The organism is Streptomyces sp. NPDC107517, assembly GCF_055582645.1.
On the sequence record NZ_JBVJPM010000007.1, the window covers coordinates 44,960 to 69,296 of the forward strand.

A 24,337-nucleotide genomic window follows, 5' to 3' on the forward strand; every position below is an offset into this window, starting at 1 on the left:
GTGGTCACCGCCCGGTCAGCCGACAACGGCCGACCGGGCGGGAGCATGTCGGACCGCGCGGCGGTCCGCCTGGGCGTCCAGCTCGGGGAAGGCCTCCGCCACCCGGTACTCGGGTTTCGGCGGCAGTGGCAGCGCCGCCGGCGGCGCGGGGAGCGTGAACCACACGACCTTGCCGTCCTCGCCCTGCGGCCGCGCGCCCCAGCTCTCGCTGACCGCGGCGACCAGGGCGAGGCCCCGGCCGCAGGTCGCGAGCGGGTCGGCGTCGCACAGCTGCGGCAGGTGCGGGTCGTGGTCGTGCACCGACACGGTGAGGCGGTCGCGCAGCAGCTCGATCTCGACGGTGCACATCTTGTCGGGACCGGCGTGCCGATGGACGTTGGTGAGCAACTCGGTCACGCCGAGCATCGCCTCGTCGATCAGAGGGTCCAGATGCCAGTAGCGCAACTGCGCCGATACGATTCTGCGGACCTGGCGGATCCGCGACGGCAGGGCTTGGAGCTCCACCGTGCAGTGCTTGCTTGGGTGGCTGATCACGGCTGCGACTCCCCGAATTGAAGGTCCGGAAGAAGGCGGAGTACCGAGCCAGCAGAGGGTCGCGTTGTCAGCCGAGGCCCGCCTGCTGCGTGTCCGGCGGGCTGGTTCGCAGCGCGTTATCGCCGGTAAACCCTGAGTAGTGATGTGTGACCAGAGTGACTCAGGGGGTGCGAGCCTGCAACTCGCGCGCGCAGTCCCCCAGTCCGCCGCCGACTACGTCAGCCGGCCGCGCGCCCTGCGCACCGCGTCGAGGAACCGACGCGTCGTGGGCGGCCCGCTCTCGCCGACGAGGCGGGGCACCGCGTCGCCGGGTTCATGATCGGCGCCGAGTTTCAGCAGGTAGCGCCTGCCGCCGACATCGGCGAGCGCCCGGTCGCCGGGCGCGAACCAGGCCTTGCCGGCGCGGACTTCCTGGAGCGGAGCGCTGTCGATCTCGCTGCCGTAACTCGTGAGCAGTTCGAGACGGCCGCCCTTGATGCGGACCTCGCCTGCCCGGGTGAGCGAGCGAAGCAGTCGCCCTATGCGCACACCCGTCGCCGTGAACTCCGGCTCCGCCATGTCGTCCGCCCCCTTGGTGTGAGCTCTCACCGGCCCCGCGGTGCAGTCTGCCCCCACGAAGGCGTCCGCACCAGTGCGTGGGGGAGTGCGCTCGGCAGGGGAAGGGCCGACTCACGCCTTTGTTCCTCCGCACGCCTGTTCCTGCCTTGGGGCAGGTGTTCCTTTGAGTTGCTCAAAGGGGTGTTTATGCAGGTGAGAAGCGTGCGGAAGGTGTTTATGATCGGGGCGTCCGACCGGTCGTGAAGACGACGGCCGGGTGTGGACGGCGTCGGACCGGCGCTCGGAACGACGCTAAGGAGCCATGCGGTGAGCACCCCTCGGCAGGACCCGTCAGCCGTGATCCCCCAAGGGGCGGAACCGTCGCCCACGCTGGACGTGGACCACACGGACGCCGCGTACCGAAGCTGGCTCAAAGAAGCCGTACGAAAGGTCCAGGCGGACGCCAACCGGTCGGCCGACACCCACCTCCTGCGTTTCCCGCTCCCCGAGGAGTGGGGCATCGACCTCTATCTGAAGGACGAGTCGACGCACATCACCGGCAGCCTGAAGCACCGGCTCGCCCGCTCGCTGTTCCTCTACGGACTGTGCAACGGGTGGATCCGGCCGGGCCGCCCCGTCATCGAGGCGTCCAGCGGTTCGACCGCCGTCTCCGAGGCCTACTTCGCGAAGCTCATCGGGGTGCCGTTCATCGCCGTGATGCCCCGCACCACCAGCCCCGAGAAGATCCGCCTGATCGAATTCCACGGCGGCCGGTGCCACTTCGTCGACGACTCGCGCACGATGTACGAGCAGTCTGCGGCCCTCGCGGTCGACACCGGCGGCCACTACATGGACCAGTTCACGTACGCGGAGCGGGCCACGGACTGGCGCGGCAACAACAACATCGCGGAGTCGATCTACCGGCAGCTGGAGCTGGAGCGCTACCCGGAGCCCACCTGGATCGTCGCCACCGCCGGCACCGGAGGCACCTCCGCGACCATCGCCCGGTACGTCCACTACATGCAGCACGACACCCGCATCTGCGTCGCCGACCCCGAGAACTCCTGCTTCTTCGAGGGCTGGACGACCGGGGATCCGGACGTCACCTGCGACTGCGGCTCCCGCATCGAGGGAATCGGCAGACCCCGCATGGAGCCGAGCTTCGTGCCCGGCGCGATCGACCGCATGATGAAGGTGCCGGACGCGGCGAGCGTCGCTGCCGTGCGCGCCCTGGAGGGCGCCATCGGCCGCAAGGCGGGCGGCTCGACCGGTACGGGGTTGTGGAGCGCACTGAAGATCGTCGCCGAGATGGTGGCCGAGGGCAGGACCGGCAGCGTCGTCACCCTGCTGTGCGACCCGGGGGACCGCTATCTCGACAAGTACTACAGCGACCAGTGGCTGGCCCACCAGGGCATGGACATCGCGCCGTACACGCGGACCATCGAGACGCTGCTCGCCACGGGCGTCTGGCCGAGCGCCGACTGAGGCCCGGGGTCTGCCTCAACTCGCCTTGGAATCACGGGAGTTCGCGGCGATCCTGCGGTCGAGCGCGGCCACCGCGTCACGGAACGCCCGGCCGAGTCCGGCCCGGCCGAGCCGCAGAGCCACCCGGAAAGCGGCGGCGCCGTCCGCGGCGAACGTCCACTGCACCCGCGTCCCGCCGACACCCGACGGCGTGAGCCGCCACTCCTCGACCAGGGCACGTATCCCCGGCGCGTTGGTCTCGTCCACCCGGTACGCGTACACCGTGTCGGGCTCGGCGGCGAGGATGGACTCCCGCATGCGCGTACCGCCCCTGAGCCGCACCTCGCGCCCCGCGCCGCCGTCCGTCGGGCGGGCGAGCGTCACGGCGGAGAACCACTCGGGCCAGCCCGTCACGTCTTCGCAGAGCGCCCGGAACACCGCCTGCGGAGGTGCGGACACCTCACGGGCGAAGACCAGGCGCAGCGGCGCGGACTCGGTGAACTCGAGCCCCACGGGCTTCAGTCGGCGTGCCATGGACGTTCAGCCCCCAAGCGGAATCGGGCGGTTGACCGGGCAAGAGGTCACCATAGCTGGCGAACCGTCAGATGTCTGTACCTGTTCCGGGCTCGCCCGCGATGACGAGCCGCAGCTCCTCCGAGATCTCCGCGCGCGCGTCCGCGGGCAGCCCCGCGTCCGTCACGAGTGTGTCCACCTGGTCGAGCGAGGCGAACGAACTCAGGCCCACCGTCCCCCACTTGGTGTGGTCGGCGACCACGACGACCCGGCGCGCGGACTGCACGAGGCGCCGGTTCGTCTCCGCCTCAGCCAGGTTCGGCGTCGACAGGCCGGCCTCCAGCGATATGCCGTGCACACCGAGGAACAGCACGTCGAAGTGGAGCGCCGCGATGGCCTGGTCCGCGACCGGCCCCACCAGAGAATCGGAAGGCGTTCGCACGCCGCCGGTGAGAACCACGGTCGCCGCGCCCTGCCGCTGTCCCGACGAGCGCTGCGCACCGTGGAACACGTCCGCCACGCGCACCGAGTTGGTCACCACGGTCAGGTCCGGCACGTCAAGGAGGTGGTGGGCCAGCGCATACGTCGTGGTGCCGCCGGACAGCGCGATGGCCGTGCCCGGAGCCGCCAGGGCCGCGGCGGTCCGCGCGATGTCCTCCTTGGCGCTGAGCTCCAGACCCGACTTCGCCTCGAAGCCCGGCTCGTGCGTGCTTGCCTCCTCCACGGGGACCGCGCCGCCGTGCACCTTCTCCAGGACGCCCTGCCGGGCGAGCGCGTCGAGATCACGGCGGACCGTCATGTCGGAGACGCCCAGCTTGCGAGTGAGCTCGTTGACCCTGACGCCGCCACGGCGCCTGACCTCGTCGAGGATCAAGGCCCGGCGCTGCTCCGCGAGGAGGTTCTGATTCTCGCTCACGTCCTGTCGGATCCCTTCGCCTCGTCACAGCCGTCCACGGTCGCCACATCCTCGCACGCCCCACAGACAGAGGGACCACTGCCCGCTCGCGCGGGCAGTGTGGCGCGCGGTGGCACGGATGGGGGAGATTCGGTGACGAGGGATGCGTAGCGCGGGCGTGAGCGGGGATTCTGATTCCGGCACCACACGCGCACGTCAAACGGGGGATGCTGAACGGTGGAGCGTGACACGGCGGACGAGACCGCCCTCGAACTTCTGGTCCACGGCGTAGGGGGCACCACCCCCGAGGCGATGCTGGGCGACCCGCGCACGGTCCGGGTCTCCGGCGACGACACGGCCGCGGTCTACCGCCGCGCCGACGACGCCGACGCGGAGCAACGCCCCGACGACTACCGGGGCAAGCCCGTCCCCGAGGCGTACGTCTGGTGCAACCTCACGTCCGGCAACGGCTCGCGCGCCTTATGGCTGCTGCTCCTGCCGTTCATGGTGGTCAACCTCGCCCACTGGATGCGCCCCAACGCCCACCGCCGCACGCGGACCGTTCGCGCCTACGGACTCCTGGTGCGCCTCGTCGGCCTCAGCCTCACCGTCCTCCTGGTCGCCGCCGCCTGCGAGGTGGCGCTCGACCTGGTGGCCTGGCAGTGCGCGGGCACGCCCGCGTGCGCCGAGGGGCGCTCCTGGCTCGGCTTCCTGTCGGTCGACGCGCACGGACACGGCGGCTGGTGGAGCCAGCCCGGCCGCCGCCTCGCCCTCGCCGCCCTCGTCCCTGCCGCCCTCACCGGACTCCTCTGGTACCTCTCCCAGCGCACCTGGGGCGCATACGAGTCCCAGCAGCCGCTGCCCCACCAGCCCGACCCGGAGGAGGAGGCCCCGACCAACGCGCTCGGCCGGCCGGGGTTCTGGTACGGCCGCCGTCTTGTCGCCCGGCTGCGTGCCGCGCACACCGCCGCGGGCCTGCTCACGGTGGCGGCCGCCGTCGGCACCTCGGCAGCCCGCTTCGACCGCGGGAGCGGCGGCCCCGTCCTCCTCGACGTGCTCGGCCGGATCCTCGACGGCGCGCTCGTCGTGGGCGCCGCCGTCGTCGTCTGGGTGGTGTGCCGCAGGGGCCGCAGCGAGAACACGGTCGACCACACCCTCGACCGGACCCTCGTCCGCCTCCTGCCCGCGGCCGCCCTCGCCCTCCTGGTGCTCACGTTCCTGTACGCCGGCTGGGCGCGCCCCGAGTGGCGCTCGCACGGGCGCCTGCCCGGAGACGCGACGTTCGGCGGGATCGTCCTCGTCCAGGGCGCCGTGATCGTGGTGCTCGCCGTTGTCGCCCACGCCATCCACCGCCGTACCCGCGACTCCCGCACGGCCCTGCGCGGTCTCGGCGGACCCGCGACCGCGATGCTCGCCTGCGCCCTGGGCGGTGTGATGTCCGGGGGAGTGTCCCAGCGCGTCGCCGACTGGCTGGACGGCTCCGGCACGCCGGGCGCCGGCGGCACCATCGAGGGGCCGCCCGTCCTGCTGTCCTGGCAGGCCTCCGTGATCCCGCCGCTGCTGATCGTCGTCGCCGTGGTGTGCGCCGTCCTCGCCCAGCGCACCATGCGGCTCAAGCGCCGCGAGACGGCCGCTGTCGCGACCGACTACCCGGGGGAGCCCGAGGACGCCGCCCGCACCAGCCGCATCGCGGGCACGCGCGCGCGTGCCGCCCTCACCGACCAGGCGCCCATGATCATCGGCGTGGTCTCCACGGTCACTCTCCTCCTCGGCGCGGGAGCCCTCACCGGCGCGTGGGCGACCCACCAGGTCCCCGGCCGGGCGGCACAGGGCACGTACGACATCGTGGAAGGCGCCGCGCAGACCGCACAGGCGATGGGCTCCTGGCTCATCGGCCTCGGCTTCATCCTCTTCGTCACCTGGGGAAGGCGCGCCTACCGCGACGCGTCGGCCCGCCGCACGATCGGCATCCTGTGGGACGTCGGCACGTTCTGGCCGCGCGCCGCGCACCCCTTCGCGCCGCCCTGCTACGCGGAGCGCGCCGTGCCCGACCTGACCTGGCGCATGGCCACCTGGACCCGCACCACGGGCGGCCGCCTCGTCCTGTCGGGGCACTCCCAGGGCAGCGTCCTCGCCGCCGCGGCCGCCTGGCAGCTGCACCCCACGGTCCGCCGACGCGTCGCCCTGCTCACCTACGGCTCGCCTCTCGAGCGGCTCTACGGGCGCTGGTTCCCGGCCCACTTCGGCCCCGCCGCGCTCGGCGCCCTGCACCGTCAGGTCGACTGCTGGCGCAACCTGCACCGCACCACCGACCCGATCGGCGGCCCCGTCCGGCTGCCCGGCGAGGACGGCCCCCAGGTCGACCACCCGGCGCTGAAGGACCCCCTCGCCTACGGCCGAACCGAGCAACACCCGCTGCCCGCACCGATCCTGGGCCACTCCGACTACCAGGCCGATCCCGTCTTCGCCGAGGAACGGGCCCGCCTCCTCGCCAGGCTGCGCCCGGAAGTACCGGGGCCACGCCCGGACGGCGAGCCCGCCGCGCCTCAGGGCAGCTCGGGCAGGTCGTCCTCGTAGAGCAGGGTCAGGTCGTCCGTGCTCGGCTCGGCGAGCTGGGCGACCCGGCCCGCGTGGCGCTCGACCATCGACTCGAAGGTCTGCCGCGCGGTGCGGCCGTTGCCGAAGGCCGGTCCCTTCGGGAGCGCCGTGAAGTGCTTCAGGAGGGCTTCGGACGCGCCCTCGCCGAGCCGGTACTCGTGCTCGTCGGCCTGCTGCTCCACGATCCTCAGCAGCTCTTCGGGCGCGTAGTCGGAGAATGTGATGGTCCGTGAGAAACGGGACGCCACACCGGGGTTGACCGAGAGGAAGCGCTCCATCTCCGCGGTGTAGCCAGCGACGATCACCACGACGGAGTCGCGCTGGTCCTCCATCAGCTTCACCAGCGTGTCGATCGCCTCACGCCCGAAGTCACGGCCGGAGTCCTCGGGGGACAGGGCGTAGGCCTCGTCGATGAACAGCACGCCGCCGGTGGCCCGCTGAAAGGCCTCCTGCGTGCGGATGGCGGTCGAACCGATGTGCTCGCCGACCAGGTCGACCCGGGACACCTCGACGAGATGGCCCTTCTCCAGGACACCGAGCGAGGCGAGGATCTCCCCGTACAGGCGAGCCACGGTCGTCTTGCCGGTGCCGGGGGAGCCCGTGAACACCAGGTGCCGCCTGACGGAAGCCGCCTTGAGGCCCGCCTGCTGCCGGCGCCGGCCCACCTCGATCATGTCCGTCAGGGCGCGCACCTCGCGCTTGACGCTCTCCAGGCCCACCAGGGTGTCGAGTTCACCGAGGACGTCGGTCGGCGTACGCGTCCTGTCCGGCGCCTCTGTCTCGGGTGCCGCCGCACGCTGGTCGGGCAGGGAGCTGAGCAGACCCACGGTCTGCGTGGCCTTCTGGACGCCCGGCGCCGGAGCGGCCTGCCCCGCGGAGCGCACCCCGCCGCTCTCGTCGCTGGTGCAGTCCTCGACGACGGGACCGTCCTCGGCGAATTCGTAACCACCGCGCGAACACCGTTCCGTACGGCACTTCTTGAGCGTCGTGCGGCAGCCGTCGATGATGTGGAAGCCGTAGCCCTCGCTGCCGGTCACCCGGCAGCCGTGGAAGCTGCCCCGGCCCCCGGCCGACACGTAGAAGCCGGCCTCGGCGGGGGAGGTGACCGTGCAGCGCTCGATCGTCGGATCGGCGCCCTTGGTGACGATCACGCCGGTCTGGACGGCGTCCACCGTGCAGTTGGCGAGGGTGCCGCCACTCCCGTGATCACGGAACCAGGCACCCGTCGCGGTCTCCCGGATCCGGCAGTCGTCCAGCTGGGCCGTGGCGCCGTCGCTCACCGACACGGCCGTGTTGCGGACTTGGGAGAGATCGCTGTCGACGACGTCCACGCGGGAGCCGCGGTCGAGGACGAACAGGGCGTCCGGCACGTCGTGCACCCGGCACGCGTCGAGCACGGCGGTCGCGCCGTCGCTCACCCACACCGCCGGATAGTCGCCCGTACTGTCGTGGATCTCGCACTGATTGGCGTCCACGCGCGTGCCCGGGTCCCACACGGACAGGCCGTTGCGCCCGAACCGGCGCACCGTCGAGCGGGTCAGCGTCAGAACCGATCGCGAGCGCAGGTCGATCGCGTTCTCCGGGATCTCGTGGATACGGCAGTCGGAGAGGGTGAGCACCGCGTCCGTGTCGAGCGTGACACCGTCCGCCGTGGTGCGGTGCACATCGCAGTCCGTGAGGTGCGCCGTGGCGCGCCCGGTGATCTGCACGCCGGTGCCCTTGACCTCGTACACCTCGCAGCCGACGGCCTCCAGGCCGCTGTGCTCGCCGGTGACGGACAGTCCGGAACCCGACGCGTGATGCACCCGGCAGCGCTCCAGGCGGGGGTGCGCGCCGCCGCGTACGGCGACTCCGGCCTGGCCCGCCGAGACGACCTCGCACTCCTCGAAGACACCGCCCCCGCCGTCGAGCACGGCGATGCCGATGCCTCCGGGGTTGTCGACGGTGCAGCGCCGCACGGTGGGCCGCGCGCCGCCCCGCACCTCTATGCCGGCCGCCGAGCGCGTGACGATCCGCAGATCGCAGAGCTCCGGAGCGCCTTCCTCCACCAGGAGTGCCGGGGCGGCCGAGTCCTGCCCCTCGACATGCAGGTCGATGACGGTCGCGGACGCGCGCACCGTGAGCGGCACCCCGTCGACCGGGGCGATCCGCACGGACCCGGGCGAGCCCTCCGGGCCGCGCAGCGTCACCGCGCGCTCCACGACGAGGTTCTCCCTGTACGTGCCCGACGCCACGGTCAGCACGTCGCCGTCACCCGCGGCCTCCAGTGCCGCGGCGAGCGATCCGTACTCCCCAGTGCGGCGCCGCCACCGCGACGTGCCGGTGTGCGTCACCTGGACCGTGCCCTGTGCCATGGCTTTGTACTGCCCCCACCTCGTCGTACGCGGGTCCTCGCTGCGATCCCCGCGGCGAAGGTGGGTCCACCGTAGCGTGCGCGAAGGACGGGAGTTGACCGGAGCGGAAGGCCGCTCAGCTGCCGGTCCCTGTCCTGCCCCAGTCCGGGCCCGCCTTGTCCCAGGCGCGGTCCCAACGGTCGTACCGGAGGCGCACCATGCGCCACACGACCAGGCGCCGGACACCCTCGACGAGCCCCGCCACGCCCGCCGCGGTCCCGAATCCGGCCAGCACGGCGTGTGTTGTCGCCGTCGCGTTGTCCAGCGGGCGGGCGGCGACCTGACCCGTGGCATCGACCCACAGCGTGAACCGGTCGCCCGGATGCGGGGTCTTGAGGCTCGACAGGACGCGGCCGGTGTGCTTGACGCCGTCAGGTCCCTTCCAGTCGGCGACGACCCTGCTGTGCGCGTCTCTCGCCGTGGACGTCTCGGGGTCGGGGTCCAGCGGCGGCTGGGGCAGCTTCCGTACGACCGTCGCCGGTACTTCCCGGCGGTCCTTGCGCTGCTCCTGCACGGACTGCATCAGGGCGCCCTGCGCGAGGGACCCCGTCGCGACGCCGACGAGCGGTGCGACCACGATGATCAGCAGCAGCGCCACCAGCGCGACCCAGGCCTCGGCGAGGTCGGTCGCGCGGCGCAGCGGATTGTGCCGCCAGCGCCAGAGTCCGGCGATTGCCCGCACAGCCAGCACCCCCTTCCGCCTCCGTCTTAACCGTGAACGGCACTGCTCACGCGCAGGTGCGGCGAAGAGAGAGCGAAATCACCCCACTCCACGAAGCTCTCCGCCTGTCCCCGTCTTTGTCTCTCCATTGTGCTCCAACGACCGTGTTCCGGCGCGGGGTTCCCCTCGCGGCCACGCGTCAGCCCAGGATCGTGATCGAGTCACCGATCCGGACCGTCCCGGTCGTCTCCGGGACCAGGTTCGTCCCGAAGCACAGCTGGTCACCGAAGCGGCGGTGGCGTGCGAGCGTCCGCAGCGGCTCCTTGCCACGCTCCGAAGTCGACTGGTTCGTGGTGGTCACCACGCAGCGGCCGCTCTTCTTGGTGATACGGAACGTGACGTCGCCGATCGAGATGCGTGACCAGTCGTCCTCCGCCCAGGGCGCGGTGCCGTCCACCACGACGTTCGGCCGGAAGCGGTTCATGGGCAGCGGGCCCTCGTCCGCGTGATCGCCCTGTGCGATGAGGGAGTTGAGGGCGTCCAAGGAGGACAGGGTGGTGAGCAGCAACGGATACCCGTCGGCGAAGCTGACCGTCTCGCCGGGCTTCGCGTACTCGGGGTCGATGGGGCGCCGCGTCGCCGGGTCGTCGAGGTGGACGAGCCGTACGTCGGCCTCGAGGTGAGCGCTCCACCAGGCGTGCGCCGCGCCGTCGGCCGGAACTGCCTCGACCTTGTCCCCGAAGATGTTCACCGTGGTCGTCCCGGCGGGCCGGGGCACCTGCACGGTCAGCGGAGCGCGGCCGGGCGCAGACATGCGCAGAGCGTCGCCGTCCGGGGTCTCGGCCGAAGTGAGCGCGAGACGCGGGTGCTGGCGCTGGGTGACGACCTTGCCCGAGGCGTCGATGAGCACCCACCGGCGGTCTCCTGCAAGACCCCACGGTTCCACGGCCGCCTCGCGCGGCGCGTGCCCCCGAACCGACTTCAGTGGGTGTATGTGAATCGAATGGAGCGAGGCATGCGACATGGGGCCATCCTGCCAGCCGGCACGGACAGCCCCATGTCCGGAAGGTCAGTAACCGCGGTACTGCTGACGGTTGTACGGATCCTCGTAGGGCGCGGCGGGGCGGGGTGCCGCGGGGCGCATGGCCTCGTAGCCGGTGCCGGGCGCGGGGCGCTGCTGCTGTTGTTGCGGCTGCTGCATGCCGGCGTAGCCGCGGGGCCCGGAGGCCTGTTGCGGGATGTACGGCGCCGGCGCGTGCTGGAGCGGCGCCTGCTGCGGGGTCCCGTAACCGTACTGCGGCATGGGAGCGGAGGGCGCGGCCGGCAGCGCGGGAAGCGCGGACGGGAGCGCGGGCAGATGACTGCCGGTGTCGTACATGGCAGGAACCCGGATCGGGGCGATCTGGGGTGTGCCCCGCTCTGCGACGAGGGAGTCGTAGATCGGAGTGTCCGGGAAGGACGGCGCGGAGTAGTAACCGCCGCCATAGGTGGAGCGGGGGGAGGTCATGGCACATAAGTTAAGCCCACGATGTGCTGGTTGGGGAGACCGATAAGAGGGTTGTTTTGCGTGTCGGCAGTGACTGGAGATCCCCAATGCGAGCGAACTTGGCAAAATCGGTCGTCGTTCAGCGTTCGGATCGTGTAAAGGCGAGTTCCGAAGGGTTACCGGCGGTTGGCCAGTGATCATCGAACGCCTGCCTCTGTGCCGCTTTCGGTCGCGGGGAATAGGTTGACCAGGAAGCCGGAGATCTCTGTTGGGGGCGGACATGCCAATGTCTAAAGGTTCGAATGTCGTCGTGGCGGCGCCGGCCGTGCGGATCGAATTGGGGTGGCGTTCAGGTGCGGGGGTGCCCGACGCGGACGCCTCCGCGCTGTTGCTCGTCTCCGGAAAGGTCCGCTCGGACGCGGACTTCGTCTTTTACAACCAGCCGGCACACGCCTCGGGGGCGGTCCGTCACGAGGGCAAGCGGAGCGCGGACGGCCAGGTGACCGACACGATCTCGGTCGACCTCGCGCGCGTGGAGCCCGCGATCGAGAACGTGGTGCTCGCCGCGTCGTCGGACGGCGGCACGTTCGGGCAGGTCCCCGGGTTGTACATCAGAGTCCTCGATGCGGCGAACGGCGCCGAGATCGCGCGCTACGACAGCGCCGACGCGAGCGTGGAGACCGCCTTCGTCCTCGGCGAGCTCTACCGGCGCCAGGGCGCCTGGAAGTTCCGCGCCGTCGGCCAGGGATACGGCAGCGGCCTGGCGGGCCTGGCCACCGACTACGGGATCACGGTCGACGAACCCCAGACACCCGCGCCCGCACCGACGCCCGCGCCCGCGGTCACGCCCGCCCCCGCAGCGCCCGTCGCGGCCCCGGTCACCGCGCCGCCGCCTCCGCCTCAGCCGCCGACCGCACCCCCGCAGCAGCCCGTCCGCCTCACGAAGGTGACGCTCACCAAGGCGGCGCCGTCCGTCTCCCTTGCCAAGCAGGGCGGCACGTCGGGCTCGATGCGCGTGAACCTCAACTGGGAGGTGCGCAAGCAGTTCAAGGGGTGGGGCAGCAAGCTGGGCCGCGCCGTCGCGCAGCACGCGGACCTCGACCTGGACCTGTGCGCCCTCTATGAACTCACCGACGGGCGCAAGGGCGTTGTCCAGGCCCTGGGCAACGCGTTCGGCGCCCTGAACCGGCCGCCGTACATCCACCTCGACGGCGACGATCGCACCGGCTCCGTCTCCAGCGGCGAGAACCTGACGATCAACCTCGACCACCTGAAGGACCTGCGGCGCATCCTCGTCTTCGTCACGATCTACGAAGGCGCCCGCAGTTTCGCGGACCTGCACGCGACCGTCACGCTCCAGCCCCAGTTCGGCGCGGCCGTCGACTTCTCCCTGGACGAGTGCACCGTGCCGTCGACGGTGTGCGCCCTCGCGCTCATCACGAACACGGGCGGCGACCTGACCGTGCAGCGCGAGGCCCGCTACCTCGTGCCCGAGCGCGGTGTGAGCCCGCAGCGCACCGTCGACCACGCCTACGGGTGGGGCATGAACTGGACGCCGGGCAGAAAGTAGCGCCGAGGTCGGCTACTGCCGCTCCGGCGCGGGGTCCGGCCTGGAATACGTACGTCCCTTCCAGGCCGCCCCCCGCCCTCTGTAGTGCTGCACCGCGGAGTCGACCGTCATGAGGAGGTACAGGAACGCGGTGCCCGGCAGCAGCGGCGCCAGCCACAGAGGCTGCGCGTAGTAGCGCAGCATCGGAACGTACGTCGCGGTCATGAGCAGCCAGGCGAGCCCGCCGAGCAGCGCGGTGAGCCCATGTCCCGTGGCGAGCCCGGCGACGAGCGCGACCGGCGGCGCCAGGTAGACGAGCGCAAGGCCGGCCACGGTCCCGGCGAGGAGCGGCGGGTTGTGGCGCAGCTGGGCATAGGCGCTGCGCGACACCATGCGCCACAGGTCGCCAAGCCGCGGGTACGGGCGGACGCTGTCGACGCGGTCGGCGAGGCCCAGCCAGATGTGGCCCCCGGCGTCCTTCACTGCCCGCGCGAGCGCGACGTCGTCGATGACGGCGTGCCGGATCGAGTCGGGGATCGCGGCGCGTTCGGCGGCCCCGGCGCTCAGGAGCACGCAGCCGCCGGCCGCTGCCGCGGTACGCGAGCCCTTCCGCGCGATCCGGCGGAACGGGTACAGCTGGGCGAAGAAGTACACGAAGGCCGGGACGACGAGCCGCTCCCACACGCTCTCCACGCGCAGCCGCGCCATCTGCGAGACGAGGTCGAAGCCGCCCGCGCGGGCCGCCGCCACCAGCTCCCGCAGGCTGTCCGGCTCGTGCGCGATGTCCGCGTCGGTCAGGAGCAGATATTCGGGCTCACGCGCGCGTGCCAGGCCGATCCCGTGGCGCACCGCCCACAGCTTGCCGGTCCAGCCCGCCGGCGGTTCGCCCGGTGAGCCGACCGTGAGGGGCAGCCCGCCGTGCCGCAGGGCCAGCTCCCTTGCCAGGGTTCCGGTGCCGTCCGTGCTGCCGTCGTCGATCAGGAAGACCTCGGCCCGCCCGGGATAGTCCTGCGCGAGGAGCGAGGGCAGGCTGTCCGGGAGGACCGCCGCCTCGTCGCGTGCGGGGACGACGACACACACCGAGGGCCACTTCGCCGGCTCCTTACGCGGGGGCAGACGCAGGTCCGTGCGCCAGAAGAAGCCCTGCCCGGCCAGCAGCCACACCCACGCGGCCAGCGATGCTGCGGAGATCCACACAACGGCGTCCATCCGCCGCAGTCTGCCCCACCGCCCGCTCGTTGTGAGAGCCATCGTCTATGGTTTCCGGGTGAAGATCGCGCTCATGGACTCGGGAATCGGACTCATCGCGGCCGCTGCCGCGGTACGGCGCCTGCGGCCCGACGCCGGGCTCGTTCTCTCCTCCGACCCCGACGGGATGCCCTGGGGGCCGCGTAGCCCGCAGGGCATCACCGAGCGGGCCCTGGCCGTCGCCGAGGCCGCAGCCGAGCACCGCCCCGACGCGCTCATCGTCGCGTGCAACACCGCCTCGGTCCACGCCCTGCCGGCGCTGCGGGCCCGTCTCGAACCCGGCATCCCCGTCATCGGCACGGTCCCCGCGATCAAGCCGGCCGCCGCCGGCACCGGACCCGTCGCCATCTGGGCCACTCCCGCCACCACCGGTAGCCCCTACCAGCGGGGGCTGATCCGGGAGTTCGCCGACGGGGTGGAGGTCACCGAGGTGCCCTGCCCGGGGCTCGCCGACGCCGTGCAGCACGCCGACGAGGGCGCCATCGACAGGACGATCGCTGCCGCCGCGGCGCTCACTCCGAGGGATGTAAGGGCCGTCGTCCTGGGCTGCACCCATTACGAACTCGTGGCGGAACGCATCCGCGCCGCGGTCCAGCAGCCCGGCATGCCGCCGCTCGCCCTGCACGGCAGCGCAGGGGCCGTCGCCGCGCAGGCGCTGCGCAGGATCGGCGCCGGGCCCGAGGCCGAGACCGGTGCGCAGGGCGCTCTCACCGTCCTCCTCAGCGGCCGCACCTCCGCGCTGCCGCCCGCCGCCCTCGCGTACGCGGAGGGCAGGCTGCTCCAGGCCATCGTCAGCCACGCACAGTGACGACGGGGCCCGCATTTCGGGCATGACCCAGGTGCACCAGGGCTTTGCGCAATCACTCTCCGCAGCCCAGTGCCTTCACTGCGGAACATGAGTAGTCTCGTTTTCATGAGGCACCACTCCGGTAGTGAGCGGCGCGCTTCCGTCGCCCCCGAGGTCTGGACAGGCCGCGCACGCAATCGCGTGCAGTGGCTGGCAGCGCTGGGCGGCGTCGCGTGCCTGGCGCTCGGCATCGAGATCGCCGTGGCTTCCCAGTGGACTTCCGGGATCGTCGCGCTGGTGATGTCGGTGGTGGGCTGCATCGCCGCGGGTCTCCTGATCCTGTTCGGCACCCTTGCCTTCGTCCATGTGGCCGTGAAGGTCGACAAGGACTACCTGGAAGTGCGGTGCGGCCACATAGGAGTCCCGCGCCGCCGCATCCTGCTCGCCCATGTCGTGGGAGCCGAGTTCGAACCCAGCGTCACACCGCGGCAGTGGGGCGGCTGGGGCTACCGCTGGCGTCCCGAGCAGGGAACGGCCGTCATCGTCCGGCGCGGCGAGGGCGTCGTTCTGATCATGGTCGACGGCAGGAAGTTCACGGTGACCGTGGACAACGCCGAGTCGGCGGTGCGCGCCATTCACGCCAGGCTCAAGCCGGCCTCGATGGGCCCGGCCGTCTGACGGCACCCGCACCCTTACACACGGCCGCCCCGGACACGCACCGGGGCGGCCGTCGTGCTGTCCGGGGGCTCGTCGCCCCAGGGCCGCGCCGTCGCCACCCCCGCGAGCAGTCCCGCTCCTGCGGTGACGGTCGTGAAGCTCAAGGCGTTGCCGAGCGTCGCCAGGCCGGCGAGAGCGGTCAGGGCCGCGCCCGCCGTCAGGACCACCGGCGTGGAGCGCGCCGACCGCCACAGGACGTACAGGAGCCAGCAGAACACCGCGGCAAGGAGGCAGACGCCCACGAGTCCCTGTTCGGCGGCCTGCTGGAGCGGGGCGGAGTGCGGCTTGCCGTCGGGCAGCAGCGTCTCGCCGACGGTGGGGCTGAGCTCTCCGAAGCGGCCCGGGCCGCTGCCGAGGCCGGGATCGGACTCGGCCAGGCGCAGCGCGTCCTGCCACAGAAGGATCCGGTGCTGCGTGAGCTGCCCCTCCAGGGAGGCGGTGAGTCCCGAGGGCAGTCCGCCCTTCAGCAGAGCCAGCCAGAGCCCGGCCACCAGCCCCGTCACGACGCCGAGACCGGCGAGGCCGAGGCCCCTGTGGTGCCGCATCATGACCGAGGCGAGGGAGCACAGCAGCACGCCCGTGCACGCCGCGACACCGGCGATCGATCCGACGGCGGCGGCCGCCGCGACGGTGCCGCCGGCCAGCAGGAACAGGGCCGCGCGCACGGGCAGGCGCCGCGCCGCCCAGGCCGCGCAGCAGGCCCCGCCGGTGGAGAGCGCGAGGAGCGCGGCCGTCGCGCCGGTGCGGCCGAGCGGAGAGCCCGTGTCGGGCGCGGGCACCGCGTGCGGGGATGCGAGCGCGAGCCCGAGTCCCGCGAGGGCCGCCGCACAGGGCGCCGCCATGGGCAGCAGCGCGCCGGAGATCCGGCCGCACGCGTAGCCCGCCGCGACAGCCAGCACCGCGAGCAGCACGCCCTCGGGCCTGCCCGCGCGGGCGGTCGCGGTGATCAGCGACCAGACGGCGCACGCCCCGAGCGCGACGATGCCCACCGCGTCGGCCACATTGCGCCGCTCGTACTCCGTCGACGGACCGGCCGCCGACGACATCCCCGTGGTCCCCACCACCCCGTCGCCCCCCGACTGTGACGGGCCCCGAGCGACATGGCCGGATCCGGCCGCTGCTCGAGGACTCGGGCACACCGTAACGGCTGTTGCACCGGTTTGTGCACGGGTTGCGCAGGAACGATGCTGCACGGAGTGGTCCGCGTGGCGGCCACGACCCCCGCGGACCGCCGTGTCGCCTGGCCGGTGACCCGCCGTACACTCCCCGAGTGACTGCCACCGCAACCTCCGTAGACGAGCCGGAACAGCTCGATCCGCAGTCGGCGCCCGCCTCGCGCCGGGCCCGCCTGCCGCGACGGATCGCTCCGGCCGCCGCCGCGGTGCTCTCCGGACTGCTGCTGTACGCCGGCTTCCCGCCCCGTGAACTGTGGTGGCTCGCGCCCCTGGCCCTCGGGCTCTTCGGAGCGTCCGTGTACGGGCGGCGGCTGCGCGCGGGGTTCGGCCTCGGCTTCCTCATGAGCCTCGGCTTCCTGCTGCCGCTCCTGTCGTGGACGGGCGTCGACGTCGGGCCGCTGCCATGGCTGGCCCTCGCCCTCGCCGAATCGCTGGTCATGGCTCTGGCCGGTCTCGGCATCGCCTATGTCTCGCGGCTGCCGCTGTGGCCGCTGTGGGCCGCGGGCGTGTGGATCGCGGACGAGGCGCTGCGGGCACGTTTCCCGTTCGGCGGCTTCCCTTGGGGCAAGGTCGCGTTCGGTCAGCCCAGTGGCTTGTTCCTGCCGCTCGCCTCGCTGGGCGGCACCCCGCTCCTGGGGTTCGCCGTCGTCCTGTGCGGCTTCGGCCTCACCGCTCTCGCGCTGCGCCTCAAGGACGTACGCGGTGTACGTGACCGGGGTGTGGCCGTTGCGGCCGTGTTCACCGTCGCGCCCGTGATCGCCGGAGCGGGCGCGGCCTCCCTCGTCTCCACCTCGGCACAGGACGGCACCGCGCGCGTGGCCGTCATCCAGGGCAACGTGCCGCGCATGGGCCTCGACTTCAACTCCCAGCGCCGGGCCGTGCTCGACTACCACGTACGGGAGACGATGAAGCTCGCCACGAAGATCAAGGCGGGCCAGGTCAAGAAGCCCGACCTCGTGCTGTGGCCGGAGAACTCCTCCGACATCGACCCCTACGTCAACGCCGACGCGTACGCCGAGATCGACAAGGCGGCCAAGGCCGTCGGCGCGCCCATCTCCGTCGGCGCCGTCGTCACCGCCAAGGACGGCACGCCTCGCAACCGGCAGATCCTCTGGGACCCGAAGACGGGCCCGGGCGCCGTCTACGACAAGCGGCAGCTCCAGCCGTTCGGCGAGTTCATGCCCTACCGGAGCTTCTTCCGCATCTTCAGCAAGGACGTCGACCGCGCGGGCAACTTCGTGGCCGGCAAGAAGCCGGTCGTCTTCGACATGGCGGGCACCAGGATCGGCCCGGTGACCTGCTACGAGGCCGCGTTCGACTCCGTCGTGCGCGACCAGGTGGAGGCGGGCGCGCAGATTCTCTCCGTGCCCAGCAACAACGCCACCTTCGACCGCAGCCAGATGACCTACCAGCAGCTCGCCATGGACCGGGTGCGCGCGGTGGAGCACGGACGCGCCGTGATGGTGCCGGTGACCAGCGGCGTCAGCGCGGTCATCCGGCCCGACGGATCCGTCGCCCAGCGCACCGGCATGTTCGTCGCCGACACCCTGGTCGCCGACGTGCCCAAGCGGACCTCGCTGACCCTCGCCACGCGCCTGGGCGGATGGCCTGAGCTGCTGCTCGTGGCCGTCGGCGTGGGCGGTCTGGGCTGGGCCGTGGTGCGCTCCCGCCGGAACGGTTCCGCCGCCGGATAGGGTCGCGGGCATGGCTACTCCAGAGTTCATCCGCAGGATCCGGGCCACCGTCGGCCACCAGCTCCTCGTGCTGCCCGGCGTGAGCGCCGTCGTCTTCGACGACGCCGGCAGGGTCCTTCTCGGGCGCCGCGCCGACACCGGAATGTGGGCGGTCCTCGCCGGAATCCCGGAACCGGGTGAGCAGCCCGCCGAGGCCGCCGTACGTGAGGTGTACGAGGAGACGGGTGTCGACTGCGTGCCCGAGCGGGTCGTGCTGGTGAAGACCCTCAAGCCGGTGACGTATCCGAACGGTGACCAGTGCCAGTTCACCGACATCTCCTTCCGCTGCCGGGCGACGGGCGGCGAGGCCCGGGTCAACGACGACGAGTCCCTCGAGGTGGGCTGGTTCGAGCTGGACTCGCTGCCGCCGCTGGGGGACTTCTGTGTGCTCCGGATCAAGCAGGCGGCCGCCGACGGGCCGACATGGTTCGAGACCATGTCCGAGCGCTGAAGTATGGGTGCTGACCACATCGGGCGGGGCGCGAGCGCTGCCTAGGGTGCGGAGCATGACCGCGCCCAACGCACCCCTCACCGCGCCGCTCGATCTCGGCGGCCGCACCGCACTCGTCACCGGCGCCGCTGGCGGCATCGGCCGCGCCTGCGCGCTGCGGCTCGCCGCGGCCGGGGCCAAGGTGAGAGCGGTCGACCGTGACCGGGAGGGCCTCGACGCGCTGGTCGAGCAGGCCGGTGCCACCCCCGGCGGCATCGAGCCGCGCGTCCTCGACCTCACCGACCTGGACGCGGCCGAGGAGTGCGCCGCAGGCGCGGACATCCTGGTCAACAACGCGGGCATCCAACTGGTGCGCCCCATCGAGGAGTTCCCGCCCGACGTCTTCCACACCGTCCTGACGGTGATGCTGGAGGCACCCTTCCGCCTGGTCCGCGGCGCCCTGCCGCACATGTACGAGCAGGGCTGGGGCCGCATCGTGAACCTCTCCTCGGTGCACGGCCTGCGCGCCTCCGCGTTCAAGTCCGCGTACGTCGCCGCCAAGCACGGCCTCGAAGGGCTGTCCAAGACCGCCGCGCTCGAAGGAGCTCCGCACGGTGTCACCTCGAACTGCGTGAACCCCGCCTACGTCCGCACGCCGCTGGTCGAGAAGCAGATCGCCGACCAGGCCGCAGCCCACGGCATCCCCGAGGAGCGGGTCCTGGCCGAAGTCATGCTCCAGGACAGCGCGCTCAAGCGGCTCATCGAGCCCGACGAGGTCGCCGAGGCGGTCGCGTACCTGTGCAGCCCGCAGGCCTCTTTCATCACCGGGACGTCGCTCGTCCTGGACGGCGGCTGGACCGCACATTGATCACCCTCGCGGGTGGCGGCGATTGTCTGATCCAATGAGTTGTCCACAGGGCTGGCGGGGCCGGCCGTACGGCGGGTAATCCTGTTGAGCATGTCGCACGATCCAGCACAGTCCCCGTCGGGCCCCGCAGGCCCTGAACGCCCCGCATCGGGTGCCGAGGCGCCGTTCCTCGAGCTCCTCGCCCGGGGCGCGTCCGCCGACGCCTATGAACAGCCCGTGCTGGTCGCTCGCGCCGAGGGCGAGCCGCAGGGGCGGATCGACGCCCTCGAACACGCCAAGGGGCTCGCCCTGCGGGTCCGCGCCGACCTCGAAGGCAGGCGCCGCCGCGAGGCGGAGCTGTCCGCGCTCTTCGAGACCGCCCACGACCTCGCCGGCCTGCGCGACCTGAGCGCCGTCCTGCAGGCCATCGTGCAGCGCGCCCGCTCCCTCCTCAGCACGGACGTCGCCTATCTGACGCTGAACGACCCGGCCAGGGGCGACACCTACATGCGGGTCACCGAGGGCTCCGTCGCCGCGCGCTTCCAGCAGCTCAGGCTGGGCATGGGCGAGGGGCTCGGCGGACTCGTCGCCCAGACCGCCCGCCCGTACGTCACCGAGGACTACGCGCAGGACATCCGCTTCAAGCACACGCGCACCATCGACACCGGAGTCCACGACGAGGGCCTCGTCGCGATTCTCGGGGTGCCGTTGATGCTCGGCCCCCATGTCATCGGCGTGCTGTTCGCCGCCGACCGGCGCGCGCGGGTCTTCGAGAGGGAGCAGATCGCGCTGCTCGGCTCCTTCGCGGCGCTCGCCGCGGCCGCCATCGACACCGCGAACCTCCTCTCGGAGACCCGGGAGGCGCTCGGCGAACTGGAGCACGCCAACGAGATCATCCGGGACCGCGGCGACGTCATCGAGCGCGCGTCCGACGTCCACGACCGCCTCGCCGAACTCGTCCTGAGGGGCGGCGGGGTTCACGACGTGGCGGCCGCCGTCTCCCAAGTCCTCGACGGGACAGTGGAGTTCGCCGACGCGGTCACCGCCCCCGACAAACCCCTCGACGCCTCCCGCGCCGACGGGCACGCCGTGCGGGACGGGGACGACTGGGTCGCCGCCGTCGCGGCGGGCGGTGAGCTCCTCGGCGCACTCGTCCTGCGCGGCCACCCGGGGCTCGACCCCGTCGACCAGCGCACTCTGGAACGGGCCGCCATGGTCACCTCGCTCCTGCTCCTCGCCCGGCGCTCCGCCTCCGAGGCGGAACAGCGTGTACGGGGCGAGCTGTTGGACGACCTGCTCGACGCGCGGGACAGAGATCCGCGACTGCTGCGGGAGCGCGCCGCGCGGCTGCACGCCGACCTGGACGCCACCCATGTGGTCCTGGCCGCGCGCCTGGAGACCCCGGGCTCCGACGCCGAACAGGAGGCCGCCGCCCGGCGCCGCCTGTGGTCCGCCGCGTCCCACGTCGCCGCCACCCGGCACGGGCTCGCCGCCGCGCGTGACGGGGGTACGGTCCTGCTGCTTCCCCTGGGAACCGGGGACCGTGCCTCCGACCTCGCCCGCCGCACCGCCAAGCACCTCTCCGCCGCGGTCCACGAGCAGGTCACCGTCGGCGCGTCGGCGCCCGTGGAGGACCTGACCACCCGCACCGACACCGTCGCCGCCGCGTACGCGGAGGGGCAGCGCTGCCTGGACGCCCTGCGCCTGCTCGGCAGAGCCGGGGAGGGCGCCGCCGCGGAGGACTTCGGCTTCCTCGGCCTGCTCCTCGCGGAGAGCCGGGACATCTCCGGATTCGTCGAACGCACCATGGGCGAGGTCGTGATGTACGACCAGCGCAGGGGGACCGACCTCGTGCGCACGCTCGACGCCTACTTCGCCTCGGGCATGAGTCCCGCCCGCACCAAGGACGCGCTGCATGTACACGTGAACACGGTGGCACAGCGCCTGGAACGCATAGGGCGCCTGCTCGGCCCGGACTGGCAGTCGCCCGCGCGTGCCCTTGAGATCCAACTCGCTTTGCGGCTCCACCGGTTGGCCGGGGCGATATCGGGCTGACGGCCGGGGCGTGGTGAGCTGGGTGCTGCGTGTCGTGCGCCGCGCCTCGCTGACGGCGAGGCCCCCGTACGCGGTGGTGCGTACGGGGGCCGGGGGAGCGGTGACCGGGTCAGACGGGGCGGGCGTCCGCCGTGCGGGCCGCGGCGGCCTGCTCGCCGGCGGAGCTGTCCTCCTCGACGTGGGCCAGGTCGCGGTGCCGGGTCTCCTTCGCGACGCCCACGGCGATGAGCGTCACGAGGGCGGCGGCGATCACGTACAGGGCGATCGGAGTGGAGCTGTCGTAGTCCGTGAGGAGCGCCGTGGCGATGAGCGGCGCGGGTGCTCCGGCGGCGACCGAGGCGAACTGCGCGCCGATGGAAGCACCTGAGTAGCGCATCCGGGTCGCGAACATCTCGGAGAAGAAGGCCGCCTGCGGTGCGTACATCGCCCCGTGCAGTACGAGGCCCACGGTCACGGCGAGGATCAGATTCCCGAAGCCGCCGGTGTCGATGAGCGAGAAGAACGGGAACATCCACAGGCCCACGCCCGCGGCCCCGAGCAGGTACACCGGCCTGCGCCCGACCCGGTCGGAGAGCGCGCCCCAGGCCGGGATGGCCGCGAAGTGTACGGCGGACGCGATGAGTACGGCGTTCAGCGCGGTCTGCTTGGAGACGCCGGCCGACATGGTGGCGTACACGAGGATGAAGGCGGTGATGACGTAGTAGCTGATGTTCTCGGCCATGCGCGCCCCGATGGCGACGAGGACGTCGCGCCAGTGGTGGCGCAGTACGGCGACGAGCGGCGTCTTCTCGCTCGCGCCGCCCTGCTCGGCCTTGCGTGCCTCGGCCCGGGCCAGCGCCTCCTTGAAGACAGGTGACTCATCGACGGAGAGCCGGATCCACAGACCGACCATGACGAGGACACCGGACAGCAGGAACGGGATGCGCCAGCCCCAGGAGGTGAAGGCGGAGTCCGAGATGAGCGCGGTGAGCAGGGAGAGCACGCCGGTGGCGAGCAGTTGTCCCGCGGGCGCTCCGGTCTGCGGCCAGGAGGCCCAGAAGCCGCGCCGCTCGGCGTCCCCGTGCTCGGAGACGAGAAGCACAGCTCCGCCCCACTCGCCACCCAGCGCGAAGCCCTGGACGAGGCGCAGCACGGTGAGCAGTACCGGAGCGGCCATGCCGACCGTGTCGTACGTCGGCAGGACGCCGATCGCGAACGTCGCCCCGCCCATCATGAGCAGGCTCAGGACCAGCAGTTTCTTGCGGCCCAGCTTGTCGCCGAAGTGCCCGAAGACGAGCGCGCCGATCGGCCTTGCGGCGAACCCGACGGCGTAGGTCAGGAACGAGAGGAGCGTTCCTACGAGCGGCTCGGAGTTGGGGAAGAAGAGTTTGTTGAAGACGAGCGCGGCGGCGGAGCCGTAGAGGAAGAAGTCGTACCACTCGATGGTGGTGCCGATGAGGCTCGCGGCGACGATCCGCCGGAGGCTCGCGGGCGGTGGGGGAGCGGTTGCTGCGGAGGCCATGTGGACCACTTCCAGGCGTTGGGCGGGGACGGGTACGTGTCGGCACAAGGTAGAAAGACGCAGGTCAACGGCACATGTGGTGGGGCACCATAGTTTTGGTCGGTGCTATGCGGGGAGCCACCATGAGGAGACGGTGAGCAGCGTCAAGCTCAGCGCGCGTCGGCGTGTCGCGACAGCCTGACGGCTGTTGGCCCCCGTAGTCACCGAGCCCGGCGGATCAGACAGACCGTCAGCGATCGGGGTCGGCGGATCGGCCCCGTCGTCAGGGAGCGTGGCGGGCGCGGATCAGACTCTTCGTCAGCGATCGGGTGTGCTCGGATCGGACTGGGCGTCAGGGGGCCGGGGCGGGGCGGATCGGACCCATCGTCAGCGATAGGGGCGGGACGGGTTGGTGCGTTCGGGGGGCCGGGTGCGCGCAGTCGTGTCGGGGCCGATCGGGTTGTGCGCGAAGCGGTCCACGAGCCGGAAGCCGGGCAAATATTATGGTGAAATGCCTGGTCAGGATCTCCGACTAGCCCACTGGTCGATCCATTGGGGGCCGAGTGGGTGACGACACGGCTATCGGCCGGGCGGGCGGTTCGAGTGGTGAGAGGGGCGCCTGTGGTCGACGGTTATCACGTCGGGGCCGGGTAAGTCGAGCTGACGAAGTGTCAGTGGCCTGGCCGCGGCGGAAGGACTTCGACGATGCGTTCTGCTCGCATGCTCCTCGCTACCGCGACGGCCACGGCTGCACTCGCCATGGCTGCTCCCGGTGCGTACGCAGTCGCCGCAGGCGACTGGGACAACGATGACTCTTCCTACAGCACAGGGCACGACAACGACAGCAACCGCGGCGACGATCACGGCTCCGGCAAGGGCGACCACGGCTCGGGCAAGGGCGACCACGGCTCGGGCAAGCACGAGGGTGGTTACGGCAAGAACGAGGGTGGTTACGGCAAGGGCGACGGTGGTCACGGCAAGGGTGACGGTGGTTACGGCTCGGGCCACGGCAAGCCTCGTGGTGGCGTCCACGCCGGTGGTGGCGCCCTCTCCATGGTGAAGGGTGACGACTGGAGCAAGGACGAGAACGAGAAGGGTGACTCGGACGAGCGCGGCGACGATCACGGCTCGGGCAAGGGTGACCACGGCTCGGGCAAGCACGAGGGTGGTTACGGCAAGAACGAGGGTGGTTACGGCAAGGGCGACGGTGGTCACGGCAAGGGTGACGGTGGTTA

At 71.9% G+C, this 24,337-nt stretch carries 21 protein-coding genes; 10 read left to right on the forward strand and 11 right to left on the reverse strand.

The window, feature by feature from the left end:
* Nucleotides 1-15: 15 nt before the first annotated feature.
* Nucleotides 16-534 (reverse strand): ATP-binding protein, encoded by a 519-nt coding sequence (locus ACZ67T_RS18125; protein ID WP_469985093.1) that lies wholly within the window; start codon nt 532-534, stop codon nt 16-18.
* Nucleotides 535-747: 213 nt separating this feature from the next.
* Nucleotides 748-1,092 (reverse strand): hypothetical protein, encoded by a 345-nt coding sequence (locus ACZ67T_RS18130; protein WP_469985095.1) that lies wholly within the window; start codon nt 1,090-1,092, stop codon nt 748-750.
* Nucleotides 1,093-1,398: 306 nt separating this feature from the next.
* Between ACZ67T_RS18130 and cds1 the strand changes: the two genes are divergently transcribed.
* Nucleotides 1,399-2,556, forward strand: a complete 1,158-nt coding sequence (gene cds1, locus ACZ67T_RS18135) for an L-cysteine desulfhydrase Cds1 (protein ID WP_469985097.1) — start codon at nt 1,399-1,401, stop codon at nt 2,554-2,556.
* Between the two features lie 15 nt (nt 2,557-2,571).
* On the opposite strand, the gene ACZ67T_RS18140 is transcribed toward cds1, so the two are convergent.
* Nucleotides 2,572-3,069, reverse strand: coding sequence for an SRPBCC family protein (locus tag ACZ67T_RS18140; RefSeq protein ID WP_469985099.1), 498 nt, complete (start codon nt 3,067-3,069; stop codon nt 2,572-2,574).
* A 67-nt stretch (nt 3,070-3,136) separates the two neighbouring features.
* On the reverse strand, nt 3,137-3,964 hold the full coding sequence (locus tag ACZ67T_RS18145; protein ID WP_383094842.1) for a DeoR/GlpR family DNA-binding transcription regulator: 828 nt from the start codon (nt 3,962-3,964) through the stop codon (nt 3,137-3,139).
* Between the two features lie 216 nt (nt 3,965-4,180).
* On the opposite strand from ACZ67T_RS18145, the gene ACZ67T_RS18150 reads away from it, so the two are divergent.
* Nucleotides 4,181-6,520, forward strand: a complete 2,340-nt coding sequence (locus ACZ67T_RS18150) for a hypothetical protein (protein WP_469985101.1) — start codon at nt 4,181-4,183, stop codon at nt 6,518-6,520.
* Here ACZ67T_RS18150 and ACZ67T_RS18155 read toward each other — a convergent pair.
* The 4 genes from ACZ67T_RS18155 to ACZ67T_RS18170 form a co-directional block, all read right to left on the reverse strand.
* The gene (locus ACZ67T_RS18155; protein WP_469985102.1) at nt 6,490-8,895 is read right to left on the reverse strand and encodes a right-handed parallel beta-helix repeat-containing protein; all 2,406 of its coding nucleotides are present in this window, start codon (nt 8,893-8,895) and stop codon (nt 6,490-6,492) included. The genes ACZ67T_RS18150 and ACZ67T_RS18155 overlap by 31 nt on opposite strands.
* A gap of 115 nt (nt 8,896-9,010) precedes the next feature.
* The gene (locus ACZ67T_RS18160; RefSeq protein WP_469985103.1) at nt 9,011-9,625 is read right to left on the reverse strand and encodes an Rv1733c family protein; all 615 of its coding nucleotides are present in this window, start codon (nt 9,623-9,625) and stop codon (nt 9,011-9,013) included.
* A gap of 169 nt (nt 9,626-9,794) precedes the next feature.
* Nucleotides 9,795-10,619, reverse strand: a complete 825-nt coding sequence (locus ACZ67T_RS18165) for an MOSC domain-containing protein (protein ID WP_469985104.1) — start codon at nt 10,617-10,619, stop codon at nt 9,795-9,797.
* 45 nt (nt 10,620-10,664) lie between these two features.
* Complete coding sequence (locus ACZ67T_RS18170) at nt 10,665-11,102, reverse strand: DUF6643 family protein (RefSeq protein ID WP_469985106.1); 438 nt, start codon at nt 11,100-11,102, stop codon at nt 10,665-10,667.
* 259 nt (nt 11,103-11,361) lie between these two features.
* Here ACZ67T_RS18170 and ACZ67T_RS18175 point away from each other — a divergent pair, with 259 nt between their 5' ends.
* Complete coding sequence (locus tag ACZ67T_RS18175; protein ID WP_469985107.1) at nt 11,362-12,651, forward strand: TerD family protein; 1,290 nt, start codon at nt 11,362-11,364, stop codon at nt 12,649-12,651.
* A gap of 12 nt (nt 12,652-12,663) precedes the next feature.
* On the opposite strand, the gene ACZ67T_RS18180 is transcribed toward ACZ67T_RS18175, so the two are convergent.
* Nucleotides 12,664-13,839 carry a glycosyltransferase gene (locus ACZ67T_RS18180; RefSeq protein WP_469985109.1) on the reverse strand — a complete coding sequence of 392 codons (1,176 nt, stop codon included), beginning with the start codon at nt 13,837-13,839 and terminating at the stop codon, nt 12,664-12,666.
* Nucleotides 13,840-13,897: 58 nt separating this feature from the next.
* On the opposite strand from ACZ67T_RS18180, the gene ACZ67T_RS18185 reads away from it, so the two are divergent.
* Both ACZ67T_RS18185 and ACZ67T_RS18190 read left to right on the forward strand, forming a co-directional pair.
* Nucleotides 13,898-14,686, forward strand: a complete 789-nt coding sequence (locus ACZ67T_RS18185; protein ID WP_469985111.1) for a glutamate racemase — start codon at nt 13,898-13,900, stop codon at nt 14,684-14,686.
* A gap of 105 nt (nt 14,687-14,791) precedes the next feature.
* Entirely contained in the window at nt 14,792-15,343 is a 552-nt protein-coding gene (locus ACZ67T_RS18190) for a hypothetical protein (RefSeq protein ID WP_469985515.1), read from the forward strand.
* A gap of 14 nt (nt 15,344-15,357) precedes the next feature.
* On the opposite strand, the gene ACZ67T_RS18195 is transcribed toward ACZ67T_RS18190, so the two are convergent.
* Complete coding sequence (locus tag ACZ67T_RS18195) at nt 15,358-16,428, reverse strand: O-antigen ligase family protein (RefSeq protein WP_469985516.1); 1,071 nt, start codon at nt 16,426-16,428, stop codon at nt 15,358-15,360.
* A gap of 224 nt (nt 16,429-16,652) precedes the next feature.
* On the opposite strand from ACZ67T_RS18195, the gene lnt reads away from it, so the two are divergent.
* From lnt to ACZ67T_RS18215, 4 genes are all read left to right on the forward strand, one after another.
* Nucleotides 16,653-18,251: an apolipoprotein N-acyltransferase gene (lnt, locus tag ACZ67T_RS18200; protein WP_469985113.1), complete on the forward strand. Its 1,599-nt coding sequence runs from the start codon at nt 16,653-16,655 to the stop codon at nt 18,249-18,251.
* A gap of 10 nt (nt 18,252-18,261) precedes the next feature.
* Nucleotides 18,262-18,741: an NUDIX hydrolase gene (locus ACZ67T_RS18205; RefSeq protein ID WP_469985114.1), complete on the forward strand. Its 480-nt coding sequence runs from the start codon at nt 18,262-18,264 to the stop codon at nt 18,739-18,741.
* A 55-nt stretch (nt 18,742-18,796) separates the two neighbouring features.
* Nucleotides 18,797-19,588, forward strand: coding sequence for a 3-hydroxybutyrate dehydrogenase (locus ACZ67T_RS18210; RefSeq protein WP_469985115.1), 792 nt, complete (start codon nt 18,797-18,799; stop codon nt 19,586-19,588).
* A 90-nt stretch (nt 19,589-19,678) separates the two neighbouring features.
* Entirely contained in the window at nt 19,679-21,622 is a 1,944-nt protein-coding gene (locus ACZ67T_RS18215; protein WP_469985116.1) for a helix-turn-helix domain-containing protein, read from the forward strand.
* A 109-nt stretch (nt 21,623-21,731) separates the two neighbouring features.
* Here the strand turns inward: ACZ67T_RS18215 and ACZ67T_RS18220 are convergent, their stop codons facing one another.
* Entirely contained in the window at nt 21,732-23,123 is a 1,392-nt protein-coding gene (locus ACZ67T_RS18220) for an MFS transporter (RefSeq protein ID WP_469985118.1), read from the reverse strand.
* 684 nt (nt 23,124-23,807) lie between these two features.
* On the opposite strand from ACZ67T_RS18220, the gene ACZ67T_RS18225 reads away from it, so the two are divergent.
* Nucleotides 23,808-24,337 (forward strand): hypothetical protein (locus ACZ67T_RS18225; protein WP_469985120.1); only part of this gene is annotated, 530 nt, incomplete at its 3' end.

Coding starts and splice junctions, on each gene's coding strand:
- ACZ67T_RS18180 (WP_469985109.1), bottom strand. CDS start 13,839: ATGGACGCCGTTGTGTGGATCTCCGCAGCATCGCTGGCCGCGTGGGTG.
- ACZ67T_RS18130 (WP_469985095.1), bottom strand. CDS start 1,092: ATGGCGGAGCCGGAGTTCACGGCGACGGGTGTGCGCATAGGGCGACTG.
- ACZ67T_RS18205 (WP_469985114.1), top strand. CDS start 18,262: ATGGCTACTCCAGAGTTCATCCGCAGGATCCGGGCCACCGTCGGCCAC.
- ACZ67T_RS18165 (WP_469985104.1), bottom strand. CDS start 10,619: ATGTCGCATGCCTCGCTCCATTCGATTCACATACACCCACTGAAGTCG.
- ACZ67T_RS18190 (WP_469985515.1), top strand. CDS start 14,792: ATGAGGCACCACTCCGGTAGTGAGCGGCGCGCTTCCGTCGCCCCCGAG.
- ACZ67T_RS18195 (WP_469985516.1), bottom strand. CDS start 16,428: ATGTCGTCGGCGGCCGGTCCGTCGACGGAGTACGAGCGGCGCAATGTG.
- ACZ67T_RS18170 (WP_469985106.1), bottom strand. CDS start 11,102: ATGACCTCCCCCCGCTCCACCTATGGCGGCGGTTACTACTCCGCGCCG.
- ACZ67T_RS18155 (WP_469985102.1), bottom strand. CDS start 8,895: ATGGCACAGGGCACGGTCCAGGTGACGCACACCGGCACGTCGCGGTGG.
- ACZ67T_RS18215 (WP_469985116.1), top strand. CDS start 19,679: ATGTCGCACGATCCAGCACAGTCCCCGTCGGGCCCCGCAGGCCCTGAA.
- ACZ67T_RS18175 (WP_469985107.1), top strand. CDS start 11,362: ATGCCAATGTCTAAAGGTTCGAATGTCGTCGTGGCGGCGCCGGCCGTG.
- ACZ67T_RS18210 (WP_469985115.1), top strand. CDS start 18,797: ATGACCGCGCCCAACGCACCCCTCACCGCGCCGCTCGATCTCGGCGGC.
- ACZ67T_RS18220 (WP_469985118.1), bottom strand. CDS start 23,123: ATGGCCTCCGCAGCAACCGCTCCCCCACCGCCCGCGAGCCTCCGGCGG.
- ACZ67T_RS18140 (WP_469985099.1), bottom strand. CDS start 3,069: ATGGCACGCCGACTGAAGCCCGTGGGGCTCGAGTTCACCGAGTCCGCG.